We start from the raw sequence: 20,990 nt of genomic DNA, 5'->3' as shown, positions 1-20,990 counted from the left end.
AAGGACACGAAGTTTTTCATGTCTTAAGTTGGTGAGTCCTTGCTCTGATTAGGGACTCTTTACAATTATTTATGTGGTGCTACTTGTTAACTCACATTCCAATCGAGTCCTCTCATTGACACCATGTCAACAACCAGTGAATGTGCATCAACAGCTTTTAGTAATTGCCGAATTTTTTGTTGCACATCCGCAGGATTGATGGCGCGTGGAAACAGCTTTGAATGCTTCGCCGGTTGCTCAAGATGCAAGACGACTCTCAACTTACGTGAAGCCGATACCGCATGGGCTAATTGCTTTTCATCAGGATTGGTTGCATGAATTTTTGCTGGAATGATTGCCGCCAATGTATCAAAAACCTTGTGCGCGACTTCTTCTGACAAATCAGAAGGTTTTGTGCGGGAATTGACACGATAATCTTTGACCTCAATTAACCATGCTGTTTTATCTAAATCAATAGCAAGCAAATCCAAAGACTTGATACCGTTCCACATTCGTGAGAACTGATTCCGATAAAATGACCAGTCATCGTATTTGCTGACCTGCCAATTATCAGGAAAATCAAAATTTAATCCATCCACATTAAAACGTTGCATAATCAATCGACTGCCAGAAAGCGGTCAGATTGTGCCAGCTCTTCGTCTAGTGCAGCTATATCACCTATGTCATCTATACTGGAACCTTGATCGATTTTAACGCCGTCCTCGGTTTGATGAAGTCCAAAGAATTTTGATTTAACTTTTTTATGGTTTTTATCAGACAGCAATATTTCAAGCTCCCGTAGCAAGAAAAGGCTATGTGTAGCAATAAAAACTTGGATACCGGAATCGCACAGATCCAAAATACTTTTTGCTACTTGTTTTATGAGCACGGGGTTGAGATTGGCTTCAGGTTCATCCCAGAACAGGTAGCCTTTATCCAGAAGTGCTCCAGTTGCAATCAAGCGTGCAAGCATACCTAACTTGCGTAAGCCCTCGGCAACCAATGGCATTTCCATGCGGCCGCTATCATTTCTTAAATAAAAGCGCCCGTTTTTATCAAGTTCTATTGCCCCACCCATTGCTATTTCTAAAGGTTCAAGAAGTTCACGAATTCGTTTTTCCTTAGGGCCTCTTTGTATTAATGCCCCGAGCAAAAGGCAGGTATCTCGCCAAGTTTCTTCAAACTCAAGATAGTGGCCTTCGTAAACTGAGATGAAATTAGGAAATATGGTTAACAATTCTCGCGTAGGTAAATATGCAGGAGAAACATCTATCCAGGCCTCCGGCAACTTTTCGATACTTACTTCAGTTTTACTATTGCCGGCAAAGCTAAACGCTATATCACAATTACTTTGCTCAAAGACTAAATGAATATCACATCGCTGCCGCCCTTGTTGTCTCTTCGCTAGACGGCCTAGCGATTCGGGGCGGAAAATATTAACCAATTTATCGGCAAGCCGTGTTTGTAAAAACGACTTAGTGGGAATCGAAGTCTTTGGCTTGCGTCCTTCTTCTGCGCTTACGGCTAATACCGAATAGATCATCTTAAGCAAATGTGTTTTACCTGCGCCGTTTTCGCCGATAATCACATTCAAATTCCGTCCAAATTTCAGATCGGTCTCTGAAAAGACGGTCATATTTTTGAGCGTTATCCGTTTTAGCATTGCTTTTTCTCCTCAGGAATAAACGCAATTTTAACCATTTATGGCTCTCTAATCGGGAGATAGAGTAACAACAATCATCTTTCCAAAAAATTCCTCAACATATCATGCCCATGTTCAGTCAAAATCGACTCGGGATGAAATTGCACACCTTCAATATCCAGCTGTTTGTGCCTTACGCCCATGATCTCATCCAGTTCGCCCTCCGCATTTTGTGTCCAGGCGGTGATTTCCAGGCAATCGGGAATGCTCTCCTGTTCAATGACCAGTGAATGATAACGGGTGGCGGTAAACGGGTTGCTAAGCCCTTTGAATACGCCTTGATTATGATGGTAAACCAGCGAAGTTTTGCCGTGCATGATGCTTTTAGCATGGACGATTTTGCCGCCGAACGCATAGCCGATACTTTGATGCCCGAGACAAACGCCCAAGATAGGAGTTTTTCCTGCAAATTTTAAAATGGCTTCAACCGATATGCCCGCTTCTTTTGGCGTGCAAGGGCCGGGAGAGATCACTAGTTTATCGGGCGCCAATTTTTTCACGTCTTCTACGGTGACCTGATCGTTACGCACTACGGTGACGTCGGCGCCTAACTCGCCTAAATACTGCACCAGGTTGTAAGTGAACGAGTCGTAGTTATCGACCATCACTACTTTGACGGCACTCATAGTTGTTCCCCTTCCAAGCCTGCTTCGGCCATACTCACAGCGCGGAAAATTGCGCGGCCTTTATTCATGGTTTCATCCCATTCGTTTCTGGGTACGGAATCGTAAACGATACCGGCACCGGCTTGTATATGTAACATGTTGTTTTTGATAACAGCGGTCCTGATCGCGATCGCGGTATCCAGGTTTCCCGACCACGCTATGTAGCCGACTGCGCCTGCATAAACGCCGCGTTTGACCGGTTCGAGCTCGTCGATAATTTCCATCGCGCGGATTTTCGGCGCGCCGCTGACGGTTCCGGCCGGAAAGGTTGCTGCCAGCACATCAAATGCATTTTCACCTTGCTGTAACTGTCCGGTGACGTTGGAGACGATGTGCATGACATGCGAATAGCGTTCGACGATCATCTTATCGGTCAACTGCACGGTGCCGATTTCGGCGACCCGGCCCACATCATTGCGGCCAAGGTCAATCAGCATTAAATGCTCGGCCAGTTCTTTGGGATCGGCCAGCAAGTCTTTTTCCAGTTCAATATCCTGCTCCGGCGTCGTACCGCGCCGACGGGTGCCGGCAATCGGACGAACCGTGACCATATCATCTTCCAGCCTGACCAGGATTTCCGGCGACGAACCGACGATATGGAAATCGTCCAGGTTCAGGTAAAACATGTACGGCGAAGGATTTAAGCAACGTAAAGCGCGATACAAATTAAGCGGCGAGGCAGTGTAAGGGATGGACATGCGTTGCGATAACACCACCTGCATGATGTCGCCGTCGGTAATGTATTCCTTGGCTTTCAACACCGCATCTTCAAAGCCCTGTTGAGTAAAGCCCGAGATAAAATCGGATTCTTCGACCTGTTTGGGAATATGATGGTTTTTCGGTTTGGCTTGCAGCTCGCGCAGCTTGACGGCCAAATCATTCACTCGTGCGACGGCGCGGTTATAGGCGTCGTTTTCTTCAGGATTGGCGTGAGTCAGCAACAGCATTTTGCCGGACAGGTTATCGAATACCAGCATTTCTTCCGACACCATCAGCAGAATGTCGGGATTACCCAGAGGGTCGGATTTTTCCGTGCCACGTAACTTCGGCTCGATATAGCCGATGGTTTCATAGCCGAAATAGCCGACCAGACCGCCATTAAAGCGGGGCAGGGTGTCAATGTCGGGAACGTTGTATCGTTCTTTAAATTGCTCTATCCAGAACAGCGGGTTATCGTGTGTTACCGTTTCCAGCAGTTCGCCGTTTTGTTCCAGACGGATTTGATTGCCGGTAATTTTAACGATGGTTTTGCAGGGCAGGCCGATGATCGAATAGCGACCCCACTGCTCACCGCCGTGTACCGATTCAAACAAATAGGAATAAGCGCCGTCGGCCAATTTCAGGTAGGCGCTCAAAGGCGTGTCCAAATCGGCCAGCACTTCGCGGCAAATCGGGATGCGGTTGTAACCCTGCCGGGCATAGTGATTGAATTGTTCTGGGGTCATTTTGGTTATTCAATTAGGTATATGCAAACTGGACTGTTGGGTTACGCTAGCGTTAACCCAACCTGCAACCAATTTTTAAACTGCTTTAGCCAACTCAGCACGCATGTCATCGATCACTTTCTTGTAATCCGGCTGGCCGAAAATCGCCGAACCTGCGACAAAGGTATCGGCGCCAGCTTCTTTAATCGCGCGGATATTGTCGGTTTTAACGCCGCCGTCGATTTCCAGACGGATATTCAAGCCGCTGTCGTCGATTCTTTTTCTGACTTCACGCAATTTACCCAGCGATGAAGGGATGAAAGACTGGCCGCCAAAGCCAGGGTTAACCGACATCAACAAAATCATGTCCAGTTTGTCCATCACGTAATCCAAATAATGCAGCGGTGTGCCTGGGTTAAACACTAGGCCAGCTTTGCAACCTGAATCCTTAATCAGTTGCAGGGTACGGTCTATATGCACAGAGGCTTCGGGATGGAAAGTAATAATATCGGCTCCGGCTTTAGCGAAGTCGGGAATAATACGGTCAACTGGCTCAATCATCAAATGCACATCGATCGGCGCGGTAACGCCGTGTTTTTTTAACGCTTCGCAAACCAAAGGCCCGATGGTCAGGTTGGGCACGAAATGATTGTCCATCACATCAAAATGCACAACATCGGCGCCCGCTTTTAAAACGTTATCGACTTCTTCACCCAGTTTGGCGAAGTTGGCTGACAGGATGGACGGAGCAATCCAGTTTTCGTTCATTTTCTGATCCTCTTAAATTGAAAAATTACTGATTATATCTTTTTTTTGCACAAACTCTTATGTTTACAATATCGGCACTTCAAATCGTACGGATAAGCTTAACTCATGAAACTGGTAACTTTTACTCATAATAACGAAACCCGTGTAGGCGCTGTCGTTGGTGACTTTGTCGTCGACAGCAAAAATAATACTAAAATCCCTGCAACGATGCTCGAATTTCTGAGCGCAGGTTCCAGCGCGCTGGATGCGATGCGCCAGCAAATCGACAGCGGCAATGACCGCATCGCACTGGATCGGATCAAACTGCATGCGCCGGTACCCAGGCCGGGAAAATATTTAGCTATCAGCCTGAACTATGCCGACCATATCGAAGAAATCGGTCTGGATAAACCGGAGTATCCCAGTTTTTTTACCAAACAAAGCACCTGTGTGATAGGGCCAGGCGATGCGATACATCGGCCGAAAGTGTCCGATAAGTTGGATTATGAAGGGGAGCTGGCTTTTGTTATCGGCACGCGTTGCCGCCATGTGCCTGTCGAAAAGGCTCATCAAGTCATTGCCGGATTTACTATTGCCAATGATGTTTCGGTGCGCGATTGGCAATTTCGTTCGCCGACGTTCACAGTGGGCAAATCATTCGATACCCATGGTCCCCTTGGCCCGTGGATCGTTACCTCTGATGAAATCCCCGATCCGCATAACCTGACTCTTAAAACCTGGATTGATGATGAGTTGCGGCAAAATTCCAATACCAAGTATATGATTTTTAACTGTTACGAGATGATCGCCTATTTAACGCAAGCGATGACGCTGGAACCCGGCGATGTAATCAGCACCGGCACACCCGGCGGGGTTGGTGTAAAAATGAAACCACGCGGCTATATGTTGCCGGGACAGACCGCGCGTATTGAAATTGAAGGCATCGGAACGCTGGTTAATCCGGTTATTGAGGAACCGGATGGCTTAAGTTGATGTTAGGCAGGCCACATCAAATCATCATGAATACACCTAGTTTTCAAAGGCGAAGCTCTAGCTTTCAGAGTCCAATTCTGGAGCTTAGTGCTAGCCAATTTATGGCAAGCCCTTTGATGTGGAGGAAAGAGGGCATTGGATTCCGTCCCCATTTTCTTTATCCCAGTATCGGTACCGGCTTTAGGACGGTTAAATAGGACTTAGAAGGTGTGTAATCATACGTATTGAACAATACTGCTTTTTGGGAACAAAATAATTTTACAGGTAATTTTTTCTGTGCTTTATGAGTTATAAAACACCGAATAAAGCCTATCGGATAGAAGACCGTGACGTGCATAGATCGTTGATCATTTTGGTGATAACAGGATTCTTCTGAAGCAGTGGAACATCGAACTCGCTGTAACGAAGACGAGACCATCTTAAGGGAATTTCTAAAAATTCGTCCTATCTTCGAAAGCGTGTATCCAGGTTGTTGCGAGAGAACGGCAAACAGTATTTTTCGAAACGTCCTTAAACTCGCTGGCAATTTGTCTGGGCAATATGTCCAATTTTATGTCAATACTCTATTAAAGGAACCTCTATTAATTCAATTTCTAAAAGGAATTGTTTTAAGTTTCAATGGCCTGCATAGGCTTGTGTTATAGGAAAGTGAATGTTAGTGGCTCTATTAATTCAAGCATACATAGAGGAGGTACCCTTATGAATATAAAAAGCACGTTCACCATACTATTTCTTTTTTTTATCACAGGCCATGCTTTCGCTATTGATCCGGTCTATGAAGGTGCAAACGGCATTCGGGAGAAAGTATTCGCAACCAATTGCCTGTTCTGTCATTCATCCAATCTGGTCGGTTCGGCTCGTAACGGCGCACCGTCGTCTGTCAATTGGGATACTTATGAGGCAACGCTACCGAATGCTACTCGTGCTATCGAAAGAGCCGTGAACCTGATGACGATGCCGCCCGCTTCTAGTGGTATCCCGCTGCTCGATGAAGAGCAAAGAACCGCCATGCTCGCGTGGCAAAATGCCGGGTTCCCCAGAGCCACCTTGTCTGTTGCCACCTTGTCCGATAACTCTCTTCTGACACTCCCTGTCGTTAATATCGGCAATTATAAATTCCAAGCAACTCTTAGACAAATCCCTCTCGACACTAGTCCAACCGGTATTGGCTTCGTATTAGAAAGGGCCGCGCCGACTACCGCGTCCTCAGACAATGCCGCGACTTTTTTCCCTGAAACAGGGGGATTGACTATTCCTTCTGTCGAGCTGGTACAAAATGGCATCAGCCAAGGTCGGGTAAGTGCCGAAATGACATTGGTAACAGACTCTAATCCGGTGATGTTTACCTTAATAAGTTCTACCGTTATACCCTAAGTACAATAATATCCACTAAACCAGCAATGAGGTTTGAGCATTGCTGGTTTAGTGGATTGGATCATTTTTATATTATGAGAAGGCGGTAATTAATGACGGATTCCTCATCACGCGTATGAGTCTAGTTTATCTAAGTTTAATCGCAGGCATAGTGGCGATAATGAGTTGTTCGCCATTATCACCGTTATCGTTAAAGCCGGAACTGAACAAAGCTCAAATCCAAGCCCATTATGTTGGAGAAAGTGTTTGTTCCAGCTGTCATGAACTTGAAACTAACCACTGGTCTCATACGATCCATGCGCGCATTCCTAATCTTGCCGCGCCGGAAAATCCACAGATCCAGGGCTGTGAAACCTGTCATGGTCCCGGATCGGAACATGTGTCGGATCCCGCCGATAAATCGAAAATCATGGTATTCACTCGCCTGTCAGGTTCTACGATCAACCAACAGAATTCCATGTGTCTGCAATGTCATCGAGGCAAAGAGCGTATCGCTTGGTCAGGATCCGCTCATCAAATGAACGATCTGAGTTGCAGCGATTGTCATAATCCAATGGCTCAGTTTTCTGATAAAGGTTTGCTGCGCAAAGACGGCATAAACCAGACCTGCTATAGCTGCCATCAGCAACAACGTGCCGAGTTCAGGAAACGCTCACATATGCCTTTACCCGAAGGAAAAGTAACCTGCACCGATTGCCATAATCCCCACGGTTCCAGCACATCGGCATTGATTAAAGCCGATACGGTCAATCAGCTTTGTTATCAATGCCATCAGGAAAAGCGCGGCCCTTTTATTTGGGAGCATGCGCCGGTTCGGGAAAGCTGTCTTAATTGCCATCAGCCGCATGGCTCTAATCACGAGTCATTACTGGTCAGTGCCAGACCGTTTTTATGCCAGTCTTGCCATACCAATCGGGGACATCCCAACGATTTGTTGACGACCGCGAATCTGGCGGCCGGATCCAATCCGGATGCGCGCCTCATTAACCGAAGCTGTCAAAACTGCCATGCCCAGATTCATGGATCCAATCATTCGTCGGGCGTACTGTTTCACCGATAGGTTGGCAGCGACGCGGCTGCCGATCTTTACCGGCCGATACCGATACGGCGGTAGCCGCTACATTATTTTTAGGCGTGTTAGCGGAATAATCGTTAGTACATCGCTTATGTTTGCATCGTCAGCCATAGGCGCAGGCAGCCCAGCCGGGAACAATCTCAATCCCACCAGAACAGATATCACACGGACAAAATCACAGGCGGGGCTTTCCGCTATCAAAGAACACCCTTCCAGAACGCCGAGCGGGTTACTGTACGATACCCCTTATGAACCTTTAAGCTATAAAAAACTGAATGAAGACTGGCGATACCGGGGCAGCCTGGATTTTGGCTATTTATTCGGCAGCGGTAATAAAACGACTTCGAAATTCAGTGATTACAGCGATTGGAGCAATGGGCCCTTGCTCAATTACTTCGCATTATCGGGTTGGCAGGAACGCAAAGGATATTTTCTGGAGGCTCAAGGCGGCGGCGTCGGACGTAACGATCAATATTATCAATTATCGACAGGACAGCTCGGTAGTTTCAAGATTAACGGCTTTTTCAACCAAACACCGCATACTTATACCGACAATGCCGTGACTTTGTTTCAAGGCGTCGGCAGCGAAAACCTGACATTACCACTCGGACTGATACCCGGTAACAATAGCCGGGAGCAGATCCGGCAAGCCTTGGCATCGGCTTATAATCCCGGTCTTGGCATAAACAGGGAGGAAGGCAATATCGGCGTTGATTATACGCCGACACTGAGTACTAAATTTTCCGCCAATTATTCCCATCAAACGCGTCAGGGCAAGCGGGCTTTTGGCGGATCGTTTCTGCCCCCGTTCTATAGCACCGAAAACTCGGGCGGTATGGTCGAAACCATCGAGCCCATCGATTATACAACCAACGAAATAAGTTCCGGTTTTAGCTACGCGAATACCGGTTTAGAACTCAATCTGAACTATACCGGCTCGTTTTTTGCGAATAATAAAGGTCAATTAACGTTTGATAACCCTTTTACCAATCTTCCCGACACTAACTTTATCGTCGAACGCGGCCGCTTTGATTTGTATCCCGATAACACTTTCCACCAAGTCAAAACCGACCTCGCCTATAGATTGCCGCTACAGGGGCAATTGACCTCAACCTTATCGTGGTCGCAAATGCATCAGGATGATGATCTGCTCCCTTCGACCATCAATTCGGGTTCGACTTTTACCGGCATTAATATGGACCAGTGGAATTCCACAGCATCGCTATCGCAAAAGACGGCCAATGCGAAGATCACCAACAAGCTGTTTCAAATAGGCCTGCAATTGACGCCATGGGATCCTTTAACGCTAAAAGCAAAATTTCGCCATTACGACGAAGATAACGATACTAACTATACAGCGTTTAATCCATTGACCAATCAATTCGGCTATGTCCTCGAAGACGGTTCGGAAGGCGGCGAGGTTTTCAGGCCGGCATCGCCGCAAAACTCATTTCGGTATCGCAGCACTCCTTTTGCGCAAAAGGTTATGGAGTGGTTTTTCGATAGTGATTACCGGCTTAGTTACAAAACTACAGCGGGTTTTAGCTATCACTTTGAACAACATGACCCTGCCTACCGGGAACGCGCCCGGACCGATGAAAATCATCTGAAGATTCATTTATCCAATCGCTCATTATCCTGGTCGACTTTACGCTTATCTTACGAATACGCGATTCGGGACGGCAGCCATTATGATTACAATCCCTATATGCCCTTCTACACCGACTCGCTTATCGGATTCAAATCAGCGCTGCCCAATGGTGTAACACCGTATACGCTCGCCGATTTAAGAAAATACGACCTGAGTGACCGGCGCCAGAACCAGATTAAAGCCCAGGCCAATTTTCTGCTGCGGGACGACATGGATTTACTTGCTTCCGTCAACTGGATAAACAATGACTATAACGCCCATTATGGACTACAAAGCGCCCGGACCATCTCGGCCAACTTGGAGGGTAACTATCAGCCTTCGCCGCGATTGAATGCCTATGCTTTCTACAGTTTTCAGAAGCAGCAAAGCCGATTGAGCAATATCAACGACGTCGGCTTTTCGGCCGACCCCAATGCCGGCGGTAGACGCTTTCCTTATGTTGCGGCCTGGAAAGAATCCGTTGACGACATCAACCACTTAGTAGGGCTCGGCTTTCGTTACCAATTTGACCCGTTCGACATCGACATGCGTTATTCATACAATTGGGCGCACACTGATGTTGGCTATGATGCAGTATCCAATCTGGCTTTCGCCAATCCGGAAATCAGAAGCCAGGCAATTAATAATACATTTCCGGCCATTACTTTTACCCGGCAAGTTTTGGAAACCGGCTTAAGGTGGAATCTGCACAAGGATGTATCAATGCGGTTCTACCATCGTTATGAACACAGCGGTACACAAGACTGGCACTATGATGGACTCTCGCCTCTGATCGGCAATCATCTTTTTCTAAATGCCGTTCCTGAAAATTATGCCAATCATGTTTTCGGCGTATTTATACAGTACCGAATTCAGTGAATGATGTGGCGTAGGCAGTTGTAGCGGGTGAAACCTGAAATATCTTGTATATTTCCTTTTCAAGTTTGTTGTTCTCTCACTTAAGGCTGGTCATTTCGGCTTGTTGCGGTTTTTTGATCTTCAAATTTGTTGGAAATAAAGTTGAATAAGGGGGCAAAAATTAACAATGTAGTGAAATTTACAGCTACGTAAGCACTCATACAAAATTAACCCGGTATTTTTCGCCATAGTTATGCAAGACGTCCAGCAAGGCGGAGCGAAGCGTCTGAAAACTGGCGTAAGCTTCCCAGGGCAGCCATTCGTATTTGATTTTCTTCCATAGAATTTCAATAAGATTTAACTCTGGCGAATAAGGCGGCAAAAACCAGACCCACACGCCACTTAGCAACCAAAGTGCTTGATTTTCTCGCTCGGCTTTTCGGTGAAAAGGTGCATTATCCATGACCACTACCGTCAATTTTTCGGTGATTCGGAAACATATAAAACCGGCCATGGCCTCTGTGATATTCGCCGAAGTCACCGTGGTTTCGACCGTATGAAAATAACTGGCGCCTTGCAAGCTCACCAATCCGATGGCGTTCACGCGGCCTGGACTATTTGCCGGTAGCGCAAGCGTTTTTCCCTGGGGTTTCCATGCGTAAGGGAGACAGGTACCGGCACTGAAACCGCTTTCGTCCAGAAAAAACAAATCAATCTCGCCAGCGACCTCCTGGGTTTTCAGGACCTGCAGCGCACGCTGTCCTTCCTCGAAGGCAACAGGATCTTGTTTCGTCTTAAGACTTCGCCGGCAGCGTTTCCAAACCCAATGACGTTCTTTCAGCCAACGCTTGATCGTTGAAAAGGCCACGGTTTTTCCGGTTCGCTCATGAAACCGTGCTGGCAACAACCGAGCTCGATAGGGAGCCTGCTCCAGCTCGTTTTCAAGTTCTACCCGTTCCGTTTCGTTATCCAGAAGCTCTTCGGCACCCAAGGGGGCCGACTCGACCAGCCGAGCCTTGGCGCCTCCTGAAAATGGTCAGGAACCAAGTGGATGCCTGGATCCTCGAAGTTCACCGTCGGCAAGAAGCGAACTGGCCTTTATGCCAGCAGGTCAGTAAGAAGCGTCCCCGGCGGCGTGCTTTGCAAACCCTGCCAGAACCCGTGATTCAACTCCATAAGGCTTGCAGGGAGTTAGGATTCTGCGCTTCTTGATCTCATAACTTGGCGCGCATGTCGATACCCCCTGTCCTACGCCGCTTGAGCACCGATGATCGAGACAATAGTTTGATCTTCGAAATCGAGACTCAGATAATCCTGTCGGACGGAGAGCTTCAGAGCGCTTCCGGCAGAAAGACCGACGTTCCTCATGAAGTCTTTCAAATCCAGAGTGCGAAACTTGGTTTTCTGAAGCCTCGAAATCCATTGCTCGGCTTTTTCATGGCGTTCCACCCGCAGGGAATCATCCATCTGAAGAATATCCTCAATCTCCCTGGCGAAGAACCGGGTTTTGAGCGCAGCCTTTTGATGCTCATCCAGCTCGGATAACTGGTCGATGAACCTGAAGGTCGCGCCGAAATGGGACCAAGCCTCGGCCAATCTCCGGCTCAGGCTCGGGGTTTCATGATCGGAATGGGGCTCGGTCAGGACGAAGAACACCGGATCCAGTCCATATAATCGCTCGATCACCCGGTCCTTGAGATCGCCTCGGGAGTGGTGACGGACCACATGGTGCAGAGAGAACGCCTCGTTGATGACCAGTTTTCCCCTGAAGTTTTCCAGAAAATTCCAGTCCTCCCTGTTGAAATCTTCGATCTTCTTGCCGATGGGATAAAACATCAATTCGATGCCGAGTTCATCGGCTTTCTGCCGGATGGCTTTTTCGGACTCCCTGAGGGCCTCAACCGCCGGCTCAATACCGATCAAAGTCAATTTCCGGCAGGAATGTGCGGCCAGTTTTTCGAGCAGCCTGATTTCCTGCCGGCCGGAACCGATGCCAATGTCGAGAAGCACATATTCTTCACTTTGCCGGAGAAACTGGCAGATCATCTCATTGACGATTTGCCCCGGGATATTCACCAGCGGCACGTGTTTTGCCAAAAGATCGAATAGTTCGATCTGTGGCATATCGAACTCCTTGAGATACAGGTTGGCCTCTTCGGCCTTTTCTTCGTTGATATTTTTCAACAATGCCTTGGCGAAGATCAGGCTTTGTACGTTTGCCGAGACGGAATGCGCGCCCTGGGTTTCGATCAGCGACGTCAATAATGTTTCCGCTTCCGGGGAGCGGCCGTTTTCAAGATGTTCCGCAGTTGCAGAAAGCAAGGCGAAAGCCTGTTGTTCGCTAAATCCTTGCGTTAATTTTTCATGAACGTTTTTCATACTCGGGACCTCGTGCTCATAGGACGGAAAATGTTGGGATGGTATTTTTCGGAGTCTCCGAAGTGGGAACTCGTTGCGATGCTCGCTTAGACCAACAGGCCGAGAATGTGCAAATGCCGGGGTGCGTGTGAATGTTCATGACCGTTTTCCTCTGTTTGGGGGTGAATTGTTATTATGTTGTTAAGGTGTCATGGAGAGGTTTTTCCGCTCCATGCCCAAACTAAGTGAAAAGATCGTGCCAACATTAAAATCGCCATTAACAACAAAGGGATACGAGTTTATCGTGGAACCGTGGCCGATCGGGTATTGTTGGGAAGCCCCAACGCCATGACGGGATGCTCAAGCCAAGTATCTGAAAACTAAATAGTTGTGGTGTGTTGGCCGGGCCCAACAGAAAGCAGGCCTCGGTCGCGGTAGCGGGCAGGGGAGAAGGTAAACGGAAGGATGAGGGGAGAAGCAAGGAGCGCCCGCAACCGGCAGAAATCGTCGGCATGCATAAAGAAAGGGGGTCAGGTTCTGACGTATTCCCACGAATTATCTTTCCTCTAATTTTTCAAAATAGCCTACTAAGAGTGCCTGCGCCAGTTTTAAATAATCATCCGATAGTTCAAACGCAACATAGCGGCAGGCGATTTTGCCGAGAAAAATTAGCGAATACGGCGAATGTTTTGAGCCGCTATTGACCTTGATCTGCCGTTCGGTGGCATATAAATATTTTGTGGGGATACTTCAGAGCCAAGTTTGTTTTGCGCTTTACTAATCAGGAATTATTCCTTTTTTTCTTGATGTGCTGAATAGTTACTTCATTAATTCTATTCAAAACCTATAATGCGACGTTTGATACCGGCAGTAATGCCGTCGTAATACCAACAGCTTGTGATTAGCTGTGCTTGCCCTAGCCTAATATTTAAGAATTGAATATAAAAGATACTATGTTTTGTATTTTGATTAGGTGTATTCAAAACCGATAATGCATGGAGATTGATCGCTGATGAGTAACAAGTTAACAAAAAGCCTTGGTTTTACTTTGATTGAGCTCATAGTCACGATATCCATTGTCGCTATTCTTGTAGGCATAGCCATACCAAGCTTTAGCTCAGTCATAAGAAGCACCCGGCTAACGACCTATGCCAATGAGCTGGTTACCTCGTTAAATTTGGCGCGTAGTGAAGCCGTTAAACGAGGTGTGCAAGTCAGCGTCAGAAGGAAAGGAAGTACAAATCAAAACTGGGATTCAGGTTGGGATATTTTTACCGATTTGGACGGAGATGGCATACTAGATACTGTAGATACTTTATTAAAAACCTACCCGGCGTTAACGAACGGTTTTACCTTAAGAACCGGGACTGCCGGCTATCAGGATTTTGCGGCTTATTTGCCCAGCGGCTTAAGCTTAAGCTCTATCGGCGACACATTCAGATTATGCGATAGTTCAGCCGACACCCTGAATTCCCGTGCAATTGAAATAAATGCTGTAGGTCGGTCAAGAACGTATCAAGGAACAACAGCATGTCCTTAATCTAACCAAAAACTCTTTTGGCCTCTGATGCCTTATGAATAAAAATAGCGGATTTACCTTAATTGAAGTTTTAATCGCGACGCTTGTTTTAGCTGTCGGCTTACTCGGGCTGGCAGGACTTCAAGCTGCCAGCATCAAAAATAACCTGAGCGCCTATAATCGTAGCCAGGCTACACAGTTGGCCTATGACATGGCCGACAGAATGCGGGCTAATAAAAATGAAAGTATAAATCCGGCAACCGGCAATGTTATTACAGCCGGTACATACCTTACTGTAACTATGGCCCCGACAGCTGCCGCAGATCAGGCAAGCTGCAAAACCACGACCGGCTGTACCGGTGCGCAAATGGCTCAAAATGACCTATTCCAGTGGAATGCCGCCTTAACCAGCACCCTGCCCAGCGGTACAGGAACGATAACGGTTGTCGCTGCAACTCGGGTTTTTACTATTACCGTTAATTGGGATGATAACCGTGATGGGGCAGTCAACACTTCCGACCCGAATTTCTCAGTGAGCTTTCAGTTATGAAACGGCCTAAAAGCCCGCAAACAGGTTTTACGCTGGTAGAACTCATGATAGCCATGTTATTGGGTGCGTTCTTAATAGGCGGCATCATGCAAATTTTTCTCGGCTCCAGACAGACCTATAGAATGCAGGAAAACCTGTCCAGGCTTCAGGAAAATGGCCGGTTTGTAATGGATTTTATTACAAGGGATAATCGCATGATGGGATTTCAGGGTTGTGCAACCCGATCAATAACTCCTAACGTTATAGTCGCTCGTCAAAATCCCAATCCGAACCCCGCTCCTGTTACGCTTGCCGGCGGTCTTAGCACGCCGCTTATCGGTATCAATAATGTTGCCAATAATTGGAGCGCCAGTGCATGCGGTGCCTCCAATGATTGCGTAGCCGGAACCGATGCGATCACTTATCATTTTGGCGCAAGTTGCGCTTACTTAACCGGTAATTTGGCTTCAGTAAACGCCAATATTCAAATACCGGCAGTTAACAGCTGCAATATCAGTGCTTATGATGTGCTAATGATTTCCGATTGCAGCTCAACGGACATTTTCATAGCAACGAACGCCTCATCCGGCAGCGGAATCCAGACTATCGCGCATGCCCAAAATCAAAATTCCGATAATAAACTAAGTAAGGCTTACGGTTCGGATGCAGAATTATTGGCATATCGATCATACAGCTTTTTTATCCGTAACAATGCCAGCGGTGAACCGGCATTATGGCGGTTGGATAATTCCAAATCTGTAAGCACAACTAATCCTATCGAATTGATTGAGGGCGTTGAGAATATGCAGATTTTATATGGTGCAGATACTGATGCAACGCCGGATGGCACGGCCAATTATTATGTGCCTGCGGGCACAGCCGGACTCAATATGAATCAAGTGGTCAGCATCCGCGTCAGTGTTTTAGTAAGAAGCATGAATGACGGATTAGCCGCTCAGCCGGTAGCCTATACATACAACGGCGCAACGGTCACGCCGACCGATCGACGAATCAGGCGGGTTTTTACTTCAACCATTGCGTTACGCAATCGGTTGCCATAAAAGGAAGATATTAATGGTAAACAAATATTCCCCATTTAAGCATCAATCCGGCGTGGTGCTGCCCGTCAGTATGATTATGTTGCTGTTGCTCACCTTAATCGGCATCACCGCCAGTCAAGTAACCGGCCTTGAAGAGAAAATGGCCGGAAACAGCAGGGACACTAATATTGCTTTTCAAGCGGCAGAAGCGGCATTGCGTGGCGGCGAAACATTTTTGAAGCAAGCCACTTTGCCCACGTTCACAGCAACAGGCACCGACGGTTTATACAATGAAGTTGCCACGCCGCCTCAACAGAACGACGATTGGTCAAGCTTCAACACGGTAACCTACAGCGCGCCCTCTTTAAGCCATACGGCCAGTGCCCCTCTTTATGTGATTCAACAATTAAACACTATCGGCAGCAGCACTCTGGATGCCGGGAATTACAACGAAAATGAATTATATCGGATCACTGCGCGAGCAGTTGGTGGTACCAGTACTGCCGTTGTCGTACTGCAATCGGTTTATAAACGCTAATTCTTCTATCAAACCCGAATATCGCCACACACAATCGGAGCGGCTCTCATGAAAACGAACAACACTAAAAGATGCCTGTATATCGTTTTTCAGGTTGTCTTTGCCGCCTGTTCGAGCATGCTGCCAACAGCTTTTGCTGTGGATTTAAACATTGCCCAGTCGCCATTGACCATTTCGCAGGCGGCATCGCCACGAGTCATGCTCACCATGTCCCGCGATCACCAGCTTTACATCAAAGCTTATACCGATTATTCCGATCTGGATAACAACGGTACACTGGACACCAGTTATATCGATACTTTTGATTACTACGGCTATTTCGATAATCAAAAATGCTACACCTACACCAATAGCCGCTTTGAGCCGGCAAGTGCCGCAATAGGCGCCAACAGCCATCACTGTAGCAGTCAATGGAGCGGCAACTTCCTGAACTGGGCCACGATGACGCGAATGGACGTTATCCGCAAAGTGCTATACGGCGGTTTTCGATCCACGGATACTACCGATACGGTACTGGAACGCAGTTTGATACCTTACGATGTGCATTCCTTCGCCAAGGTATTTACCGCGGCATCAACAACGGATATGCAAAAATACGTCCCTTATGCCCAAACGTCCATCAGTTTGTGTAACCTCACTCAGGGCTCCGGCCTTGCCAAGGATGCCGGCACCACCACCTACCCCCCTCTGCTGCGGATAGCGAGCGGCAGTTTTCCAAGCTGGGCAGCTTCCGAAGTAACCCAGTGCCAGTGGGGCTCAGGAACACGGCCGGCCAATAGTGCCAACTTGGTAAGCGCAAATGCGGACACCGGACTCAATGTACGGGTCAAGGTTTGCGTATCGGGCCTGGAAGAAACCAATTGCAAAACTTACGGCAGCAATAAGAAACCCACCGGTTTGCTGCAAAAATACGCCGAAGCCAGCAAACCGGTGTATTTCGGCTTGATGACCGGCAGTTGGAATAAAAACAAATCGGGCGGTGTGTTACGCCGCAACGTGAACCAGATGTTTGACAACAGTACCGGCAGCGCCAACGAGATCGATAAAACCAATGGTCAATTTCTTAATCAGGCAACTACCGATGCCGGCATTATCAATGCCTTGAACCGGTTTAGAATCAGCAGTTATGATTTCACCAATCATGTTTACCAAAGTTCCTGCAACAGCCCCGGTTTGCTCAGTTTTAATAATGGGCAATGCGTGGAATGGGGCAACCCTTTAAGCGAAACTTATTTGGAATCGTTGCGTTATCTGGCCGGTAAGGCTAATCCGACGACGGCTTTTGACACCAGCGATTCCACTTTCATTCCCTCACTGCCCCAGGTCAGCTGGGTCGATCCGATGCCTGCCGCCGAATGGTGCGCAACCAATTCAGTCATAGCGATTTCAACGGGGCTTAACTCTTTTGATGGCAATGAGCTCAGCAACGATTTGGGCATCAATGCCGCAACCGAAACCGACGCCGTTGGCACCGCAGAAAACATTAGCGGCGACTATTTGGTCGGCAGCAATGGCACTACGAACAATAAACAGTGCAGCTCCAAGTCGGTCAGTAATTTATCGTCGGTGGCGGGCATTTGCCCTGAAGTACCCAGTTTGGAAGGCACCTATAATATCGCCGGTTTGGCTTATTACGCCCGCACCCACGACTTGCGCTCCGATAGGGACGGAAAACAAAATGTTAATACCTACAGCGTAGCTCTTGCAGAAAGCTTACCGAAGTTTGAAATCCCCGTCGGCAACGGCACCGTCACTTTGCTGCCTGCTTGCGAAGCCAATTCTACGGCCAGTGCAACTGCCGCCACCAGCAACTGGCGTATTTGCAGCATGACCGATTTAACGGTGGAAAGCCTCACCTATGCCGACGGCAAATTGGTTTCCGGCAGTTTAAAAGTCAACTGGGAAGATTCAACCTGGGGTAATGATTACGACATGGACGGCATCGCCGGACTTAAATTCTGTGTAGGTTCAAGTTGCACGCCGGGCGCCACAAATAATGCCACTCCCAGTGCGGGGAATACGACCATCAAAGTCGAAGCTTCCGTACTGCAAGCCGCTGCAGGGCATGCATTGCGCTTTGGTTACACCATAACCGGCACCACTAGCGATGGCGTCGTGCTGCCGATTTTGCGTCCCGGAGGCAGCAACTTCAATTTAGGCGCTGCTTTACCATCCGGCGTCACAAGTCCCACGACCACCAGCTATACCCAAGGCACACCCAGCACCAAGTTACTGGAAAACCCGCTGTGGTACACAGCCAAATACGGCGGTTTCGATACTGTCGATTCCAGTTTGGCGGATAATCCTGCCAACCAATCCTGGGATAAAGATAACAATGGCATACCCGATGCATTTTTCAGGGCTTCCAATCCCGCGCTTCTGGAAAATGCGCTGGATACCATTCTTAACGATGTACTGGTCAAATCCGGGTCATCAGCGTCGGTAACCACCAATTCAACCCGCCTGGACACCAACAGCGTTGTTTACCAAGCTAAATTCAACAGTGGCGATTGGACAGGCCAATTACTCGCCTATTCGATCAATGCCAATGGCAGCATCGCCAGCAATCCAACCTGGGATGCCGGGCAACGGGTAACCGCACAAGGCATGAATGACCGTTCGATTTTTAGTTATAACCCGACAGCGACACCAAAGGGCATTTCATTTCTATGGAGTAATTTGAATGCGACTCAGCAGGCATTGCTTACCGAAAACCAAGTCGACTATCTGCGTGGCGACCAAACTAACGAACAACCCTTCGGTTCGCTACGCAAACGTACGGGTACAAACGCATTATTGGGTGATTTGGTTAATTCCGACCCGTGGTTTATCAACAGTAACCGCAATTTTGGCTTTGATAAACTGCCTGGCGCCGAAGGCAGTAATTACTTAACTTTTCGTAACAGTGCTGCGTTTAAGGCCAGAACACCGATGGTGGCAATTGGCGGAAACGATGGCATGCTGCACGTTTTTAACGCCAATATCACGGGTACCGGCAACGGAAACGAGCTTTTCGCTTATGTGCCCCACACTGTATTAGCCAATTTATCGGCATTCACTTCCCCGACCTACTTAAGCAGCGGTCAGCATAAATATTTTGTCGACGGTGCTCCTATTGCCGGCGATGCTTATTTCGATGCCGATGGCAACGGTCAGAAAGAGTGGCGGACCGCACTGGTTGAAACCTTGGGCGCCGGCGGCAAGGGCATCTTCGCTTTGGATGTCACTTTTCTGAACCCGGCCAACTATGCGAGCGCTGAAACAAGCTTTACTGCAAATAGAGTGTTATGGGAAATCAACGCCAGTTCCGCCCCCGTGGCAACTGATCTGACAGATGATCTATCAGGCAGTAATAAACGCTATGGCTTTACCAATCATTTAGGCTATATGCTAGGCCAAGCCTCGATCGTGCGCATGGCGAACGGTAATTTTGCCGCGGTATTCGGTAATGGTTACAACAGCGTCAATCAAAAAGCCGTACTGTATATTGTCGATATAAAAACCGGCGCGCTTATCAAATCAATCTCAACGGAAACCGGCGATGCCAGCAGTCCGAATGGTCTATCAACGCCTATTTGTGTTGACGTTAACGGCGATCGTATCGTTGATGCCATTTACGCAGGCGATTTTAAAGGGAATCTCTGGAAATTCGATGTCAGTAGCAGCACCGCAAGCCAGTGGGAGGTGGCATTCAAAACCGGCAGTACCCCCAAGCCGCTATTTATAGCTAAAGACAGCTCTGGAGTTGTCCAGCCTATTACAGCCAAACCGCAGGCAGGTCTACATCCACCTTCATTAGGCACATACGGGGTATTGGTTTATGTAGGAACCGGTAAATATTTTGAAACCGGTGACAATACCGTACCTGCATCACCGCAAACACAAAGCTTTTACGGCATTAAAGACCTTTGCGTAAAACGCGCCGGCACCAGCGACACATGCGGCAGTAGCTCCCCCAATGCCGTACGTTCAGAACTGGTACAACAATCCATTCTGGTTGAAGGCACCAAGGGTAATTTTAGTGTACGGGTGACATCCAAAAATGACGCTAATGTCCATGGCGATCCTGACAAAAAAGGCTGGTACATGGATTTACTAACACCGCCCAGTACCGCTGCCGGCGAGCGCGTAGTTGTGCAGGCACTATTAAGAAACGGGCGAATTATTTTTGCCACCATGACGCCCGATAACGGCAAATGCTCTTTTGGAGGCAGCAGTTGGCTAATGGAGTTGGACGCGCTTACAGGTAACCGTCTTAATGAAACGCCTTTCGATTTAACAGGTAATGGCATTATCAATATCGAAGATATGGTTAAACTTGTTGATACTAACGGCGATAATAGTGTCAACAGTAGTGACGATAACATATCGGTATCCGGTAAAAAATCAACGGTAGGTATTATTAAGACTCCTGGTGTAGTAAGCGCGGGAACTGTTGAATACAAATATACCAGTGGATCCTCGGGATCATTGGAGAGCACGACGGAGTCGACATCCGGCGGTGGAAGTCGCCAATCTTGGCGACAATTACGTTAAGCAATACAGAGCGTTCGTGCTCA

The 20,990-nt window shown here is 47.8% G+C and carries 16 protein-coding genes; 9 read left to right on the top strand and 7 right to left on the bottom strand.

Annotation, left to right across the window (positions count from 1 at the left end):
- Positions 1 to 86: 86 nt before the first annotated feature.
- The 5 genes from EPO18_RS10225 to rpe all read right to left on the bottom strand — a co-directional run bounded on the left by EPO18_RS10225 (position 87) and on the right by rpe (position 4,538).
- On the bottom strand, positions 87 to 593 hold the full coding sequence (locus EPO18_RS10225; protein ID WP_292433264.1) for a hypothetical protein: 507 nt from the start codon (positions 591 to 593) through the stop codon (positions 87 to 89).
- A 2-nt stretch (positions 594 to 595) separates the two neighbouring features.
- Positions 596 to 1,642 carry an AAA family ATPase gene (locus EPO18_RS10220; RefSeq protein WP_292433263.1) on the bottom strand — a complete coding sequence of 349 codons (1,047 nt, stop codon included), beginning with the start codon at positions 1,640 to 1,642 and terminating at the stop codon, positions 596 to 598.
- A 74-nt stretch (positions 1,643 to 1,716) separates the two neighbouring features.
- On the bottom strand, positions 1,717 to 2,307 hold the full coding sequence (locus EPO18_RS10215; protein WP_292433262.1) for an anthranilate synthase component II: 591 nt from the start codon (positions 2,305 to 2,307) through the stop codon (positions 1,717 to 1,719).
- Entirely contained in the window at positions 2,304 to 3,791 is a 1,488-nt protein-coding gene (gene trpE, locus EPO18_RS10210; RefSeq protein ID WP_292433261.1) for an anthranilate synthase component I, read from the bottom strand. The genes EPO18_RS10215 and trpE overlap by 4 nt, the downstream gene beginning before the upstream one ends.
- Before the next feature lie 75 nt (positions 3,792 to 3,866).
- A complete protein-coding gene (gene rpe, locus EPO18_RS10205) occupies positions 3,867 to 4,538 on the bottom strand; it encodes a ribulose-phosphate 3-epimerase (protein ID WP_292433260.1) in 672 nt (223 codons plus the stop codon).
- Between the two features lie 105 nt (positions 4,539 to 4,643).
- Between rpe and EPO18_RS10200 the strand changes: the two genes are divergently transcribed.
- The 4 genes from EPO18_RS10200 to EPO18_RS10185 all read left to right on the top strand — a co-directional run bounded on the left by EPO18_RS10200 (position 4,644) and on the right by EPO18_RS10185 (position 10,468).
- The gene (locus EPO18_RS10200; RefSeq protein ID WP_292433259.1) at positions 4,644 to 5,510 is read left to right on the top strand and encodes a fumarylacetoacetate hydrolase family protein; all 867 of its coding nucleotides are present in this window, start codon (positions 4,644 to 4,646) and stop codon (positions 5,508 to 5,510) included.
- Between the two features lie 699 nt (positions 5,511 to 6,209).
- Positions 6,210 to 6,884, top strand: a complete 675-nt coding sequence (locus EPO18_RS10195) for a cytochrome c (protein ID WP_292433258.1) — start codon at positions 6,210 to 6,212, stop codon at positions 6,882 to 6,884.
- A 160-nt stretch (positions 6,885 to 7,044) separates the two neighbouring features.
- Complete coding sequence (locus EPO18_RS10190; RefSeq protein ID WP_292433257.1) at positions 7,045 to 7,944, top strand: DmsE family decaheme c-type cytochrome; 900 nt, start codon at positions 7,045 to 7,047, stop codon at positions 7,942 to 7,944.
- Between the two features lie 106 nt (positions 7,945 to 8,050).
- Positions 8,051 to 10,468 carry an MtrB/PioB family decaheme-associated outer membrane protein gene (locus EPO18_RS10185; RefSeq protein WP_292433256.1) on the top strand — a complete coding sequence of 806 codons (2,418 nt, stop codon included), beginning with the start codon at positions 8,051 to 8,053 and terminating at the stop codon, positions 10,466 to 10,468.
- A 196-nt stretch (positions 10,469 to 10,664) separates the two neighbouring features.
- On the opposite strand, the gene EPO18_RS10180 is transcribed toward EPO18_RS10185, so the two are convergent.
- Positions 10,665 to 11,438: an IS630 family transposase gene (locus EPO18_RS10180; protein WP_292433255.1), complete on the bottom strand. Its 774-nt coding sequence runs from the start codon at positions 11,436 to 11,438 to the stop codon at positions 10,665 to 10,667.
- A gap of 257 nt (positions 11,439 to 11,695) precedes the next feature.
- Positions 11,696 to 12,826, bottom strand: a complete 1,131-nt coding sequence (locus EPO18_RS10175) for a GRAS family protein (protein WP_292433254.1) — start codon at positions 12,824 to 12,826, stop codon at positions 11,696 to 11,698.
- 991 nt (positions 12,827 to 13,817) lie between these two features.
- Between EPO18_RS10175 and EPO18_RS10170 the strand changes: the two genes are divergently transcribed.
- Genes EPO18_RS10170 through EPO18_RS10150 form a run of 5 tightly spaced genes read left to right on the top strand, consistent with a single transcriptional unit; the run spans position 13,818 to position 20,967 of the window.
- Complete coding sequence (locus EPO18_RS10170; RefSeq protein ID WP_292433253.1) at positions 13,818 to 14,345, top strand: GspH/FimT family pseudopilin; 528 nt, start codon at positions 13,818 to 13,820, stop codon at positions 14,343 to 14,345.
- A 34-nt stretch (positions 14,346 to 14,379) separates the two neighbouring features.
- A complete protein-coding gene (gene pilV / locus EPO18_RS10165; protein ID WP_292433252.1) occupies positions 14,380 to 14,874 on the top strand; it encodes a type IV pilus modification protein PilV in 495 nt (164 codons plus the stop codon).
- Entirely contained in the window at positions 14,871 to 15,914 is a 1,044-nt protein-coding gene (locus EPO18_RS10160; RefSeq protein ID WP_292433251.1) for a PilW family protein, read from the top strand. Before pilV ends, EPO18_RS10160 begins: the two co-directional genes overlap by 4 nt.
- A 13-nt stretch (positions 15,915 to 15,927) precedes the next feature.
- Complete coding sequence (locus EPO18_RS10155; RefSeq protein WP_292433250.1) at positions 15,928 to 16,431, top strand: pilus assembly PilX family protein; 504 nt, start codon at positions 15,928 to 15,930, stop codon at positions 16,429 to 16,431.
- A 48-nt stretch (positions 16,432 to 16,479) separates the two neighbouring features.
- On the top strand, positions 16,480 to 20,967 hold the full coding sequence (locus tag EPO18_RS10150) for a pilus assembly protein (protein ID WP_292433249.1): 4,488 nt from the start codon (positions 16,480 to 16,482) through the stop codon (positions 20,965 to 20,967).
- The last annotated feature ends 23 nt before the right edge of the window (positions 20,968 to 20,990 follow it).

This window comes from Methylobacter sp. (genome assembly GCF_004322395.1).
Taxonomy (GTDB): domain Bacteria; phylum Pseudomonadota; class Gammaproteobacteria; order Methylococcales; family Methylomonadaceae; genus Methylobacter_A.
This window is presented reverse-complemented; position numbering and strand designations above follow the sequence as displayed.

What these genes read in the sequence shown, in the direction of transcription:
- EPO18_RS10225 (WP_292433264.1), bottom strand. Translation starts at nt 593, where the DNA reads ATGCAACGTTTTAATGTGGATGGATTAAATTTTGATTTTCCTGATAAT.
- EPO18_RS10220 (WP_292433263.1), bottom strand. Translation starts at nt 1,642, where the DNA reads ATGCTAAAACGGATAACGCTCAAAAATATGACCGTCTTTTCAGAGACC.
- EPO18_RS10215 (WP_292433262.1), bottom strand. Translation starts at nt 2,307, where the DNA reads ATGAGTGCCGTCAAAGTAGTGATGGTCGATAACTACGACTCGTTCACT.
- trpE (WP_292433261.1), bottom strand. Translation starts at nt 3,791, where the DNA reads ATGACCCCAGAACAATTCAATCACTATGCCCGGCAGGGTTACAACCGC.
- rpe (WP_292433260.1), bottom strand. Translation starts at nt 4,538, where the DNA reads ATGAACGAAAACTGGATTGCTCCGTCCATCCTGTCAGCCAACTTCGCC.
- EPO18_RS10200 (WP_292433259.1), top strand. Translation starts at nt 4,644, where the DNA reads ATGAAACTGGTAACTTTTACTCATAATAACGAAACCCGTGTAGGCGCT.
- EPO18_RS10195 (WP_292433258.1), top strand. Translation starts at nt 6,210, where the DNA reads ATGAATATAAAAAGCACGTTCACCATACTATTTCTTTTTTTTATCACA.
- EPO18_RS10190 (WP_292433257.1), top strand. Translation starts at nt 7,045, where the DNA reads ATGAGTTGTTCGCCATTATCACCGTTATCGTTAAAGCCGGAACTGAAC.
- EPO18_RS10185 (WP_292433256.1), top strand. Translation starts at nt 8,051, where the DNA reads ATGTTTGCATCGTCAGCCATAGGCGCAGGCAGCCCAGCCGGGAACAAT.
- EPO18_RS10175 (WP_292433254.1), bottom strand. Translation starts at nt 12,826, where the DNA reads ATGAAAAACGTTCATGAAAAATTAACGCAAGGATTTAGCGAACAACAG.
- EPO18_RS10170 (WP_292433253.1), top strand. Translation starts at nt 13,818, where the DNA reads ATGAGTAACAAGTTAACAAAAAGCCTTGGTTTTACTTTGATTGAGCTC.
- pilV (WP_292433252.1), top strand. Translation starts at nt 14,380, where the DNA reads ATGAATAAAAATAGCGGATTTACCTTAATTGAAGTTTTAATCGCGACG.
- EPO18_RS10160 (WP_292433251.1), top strand. Translation starts at nt 14,871, where the DNA reads ATGAAACGGCCTAAAAGCCCGCAAACAGGTTTTACGCTGGTAGAACTC.
- EPO18_RS10155 (WP_292433250.1), top strand. Translation starts at nt 15,928, where the DNA reads ATGGTAAACAAATATTCCCCATTTAAGCATCAATCCGGCGTGGTGCTG.
- EPO18_RS10150 (WP_292433249.1), top strand. Translation starts at nt 16,480, where the DNA reads ATGAAAACGAACAACACTAAAAGATGCCTGTATATCGTTTTTCAGGTT.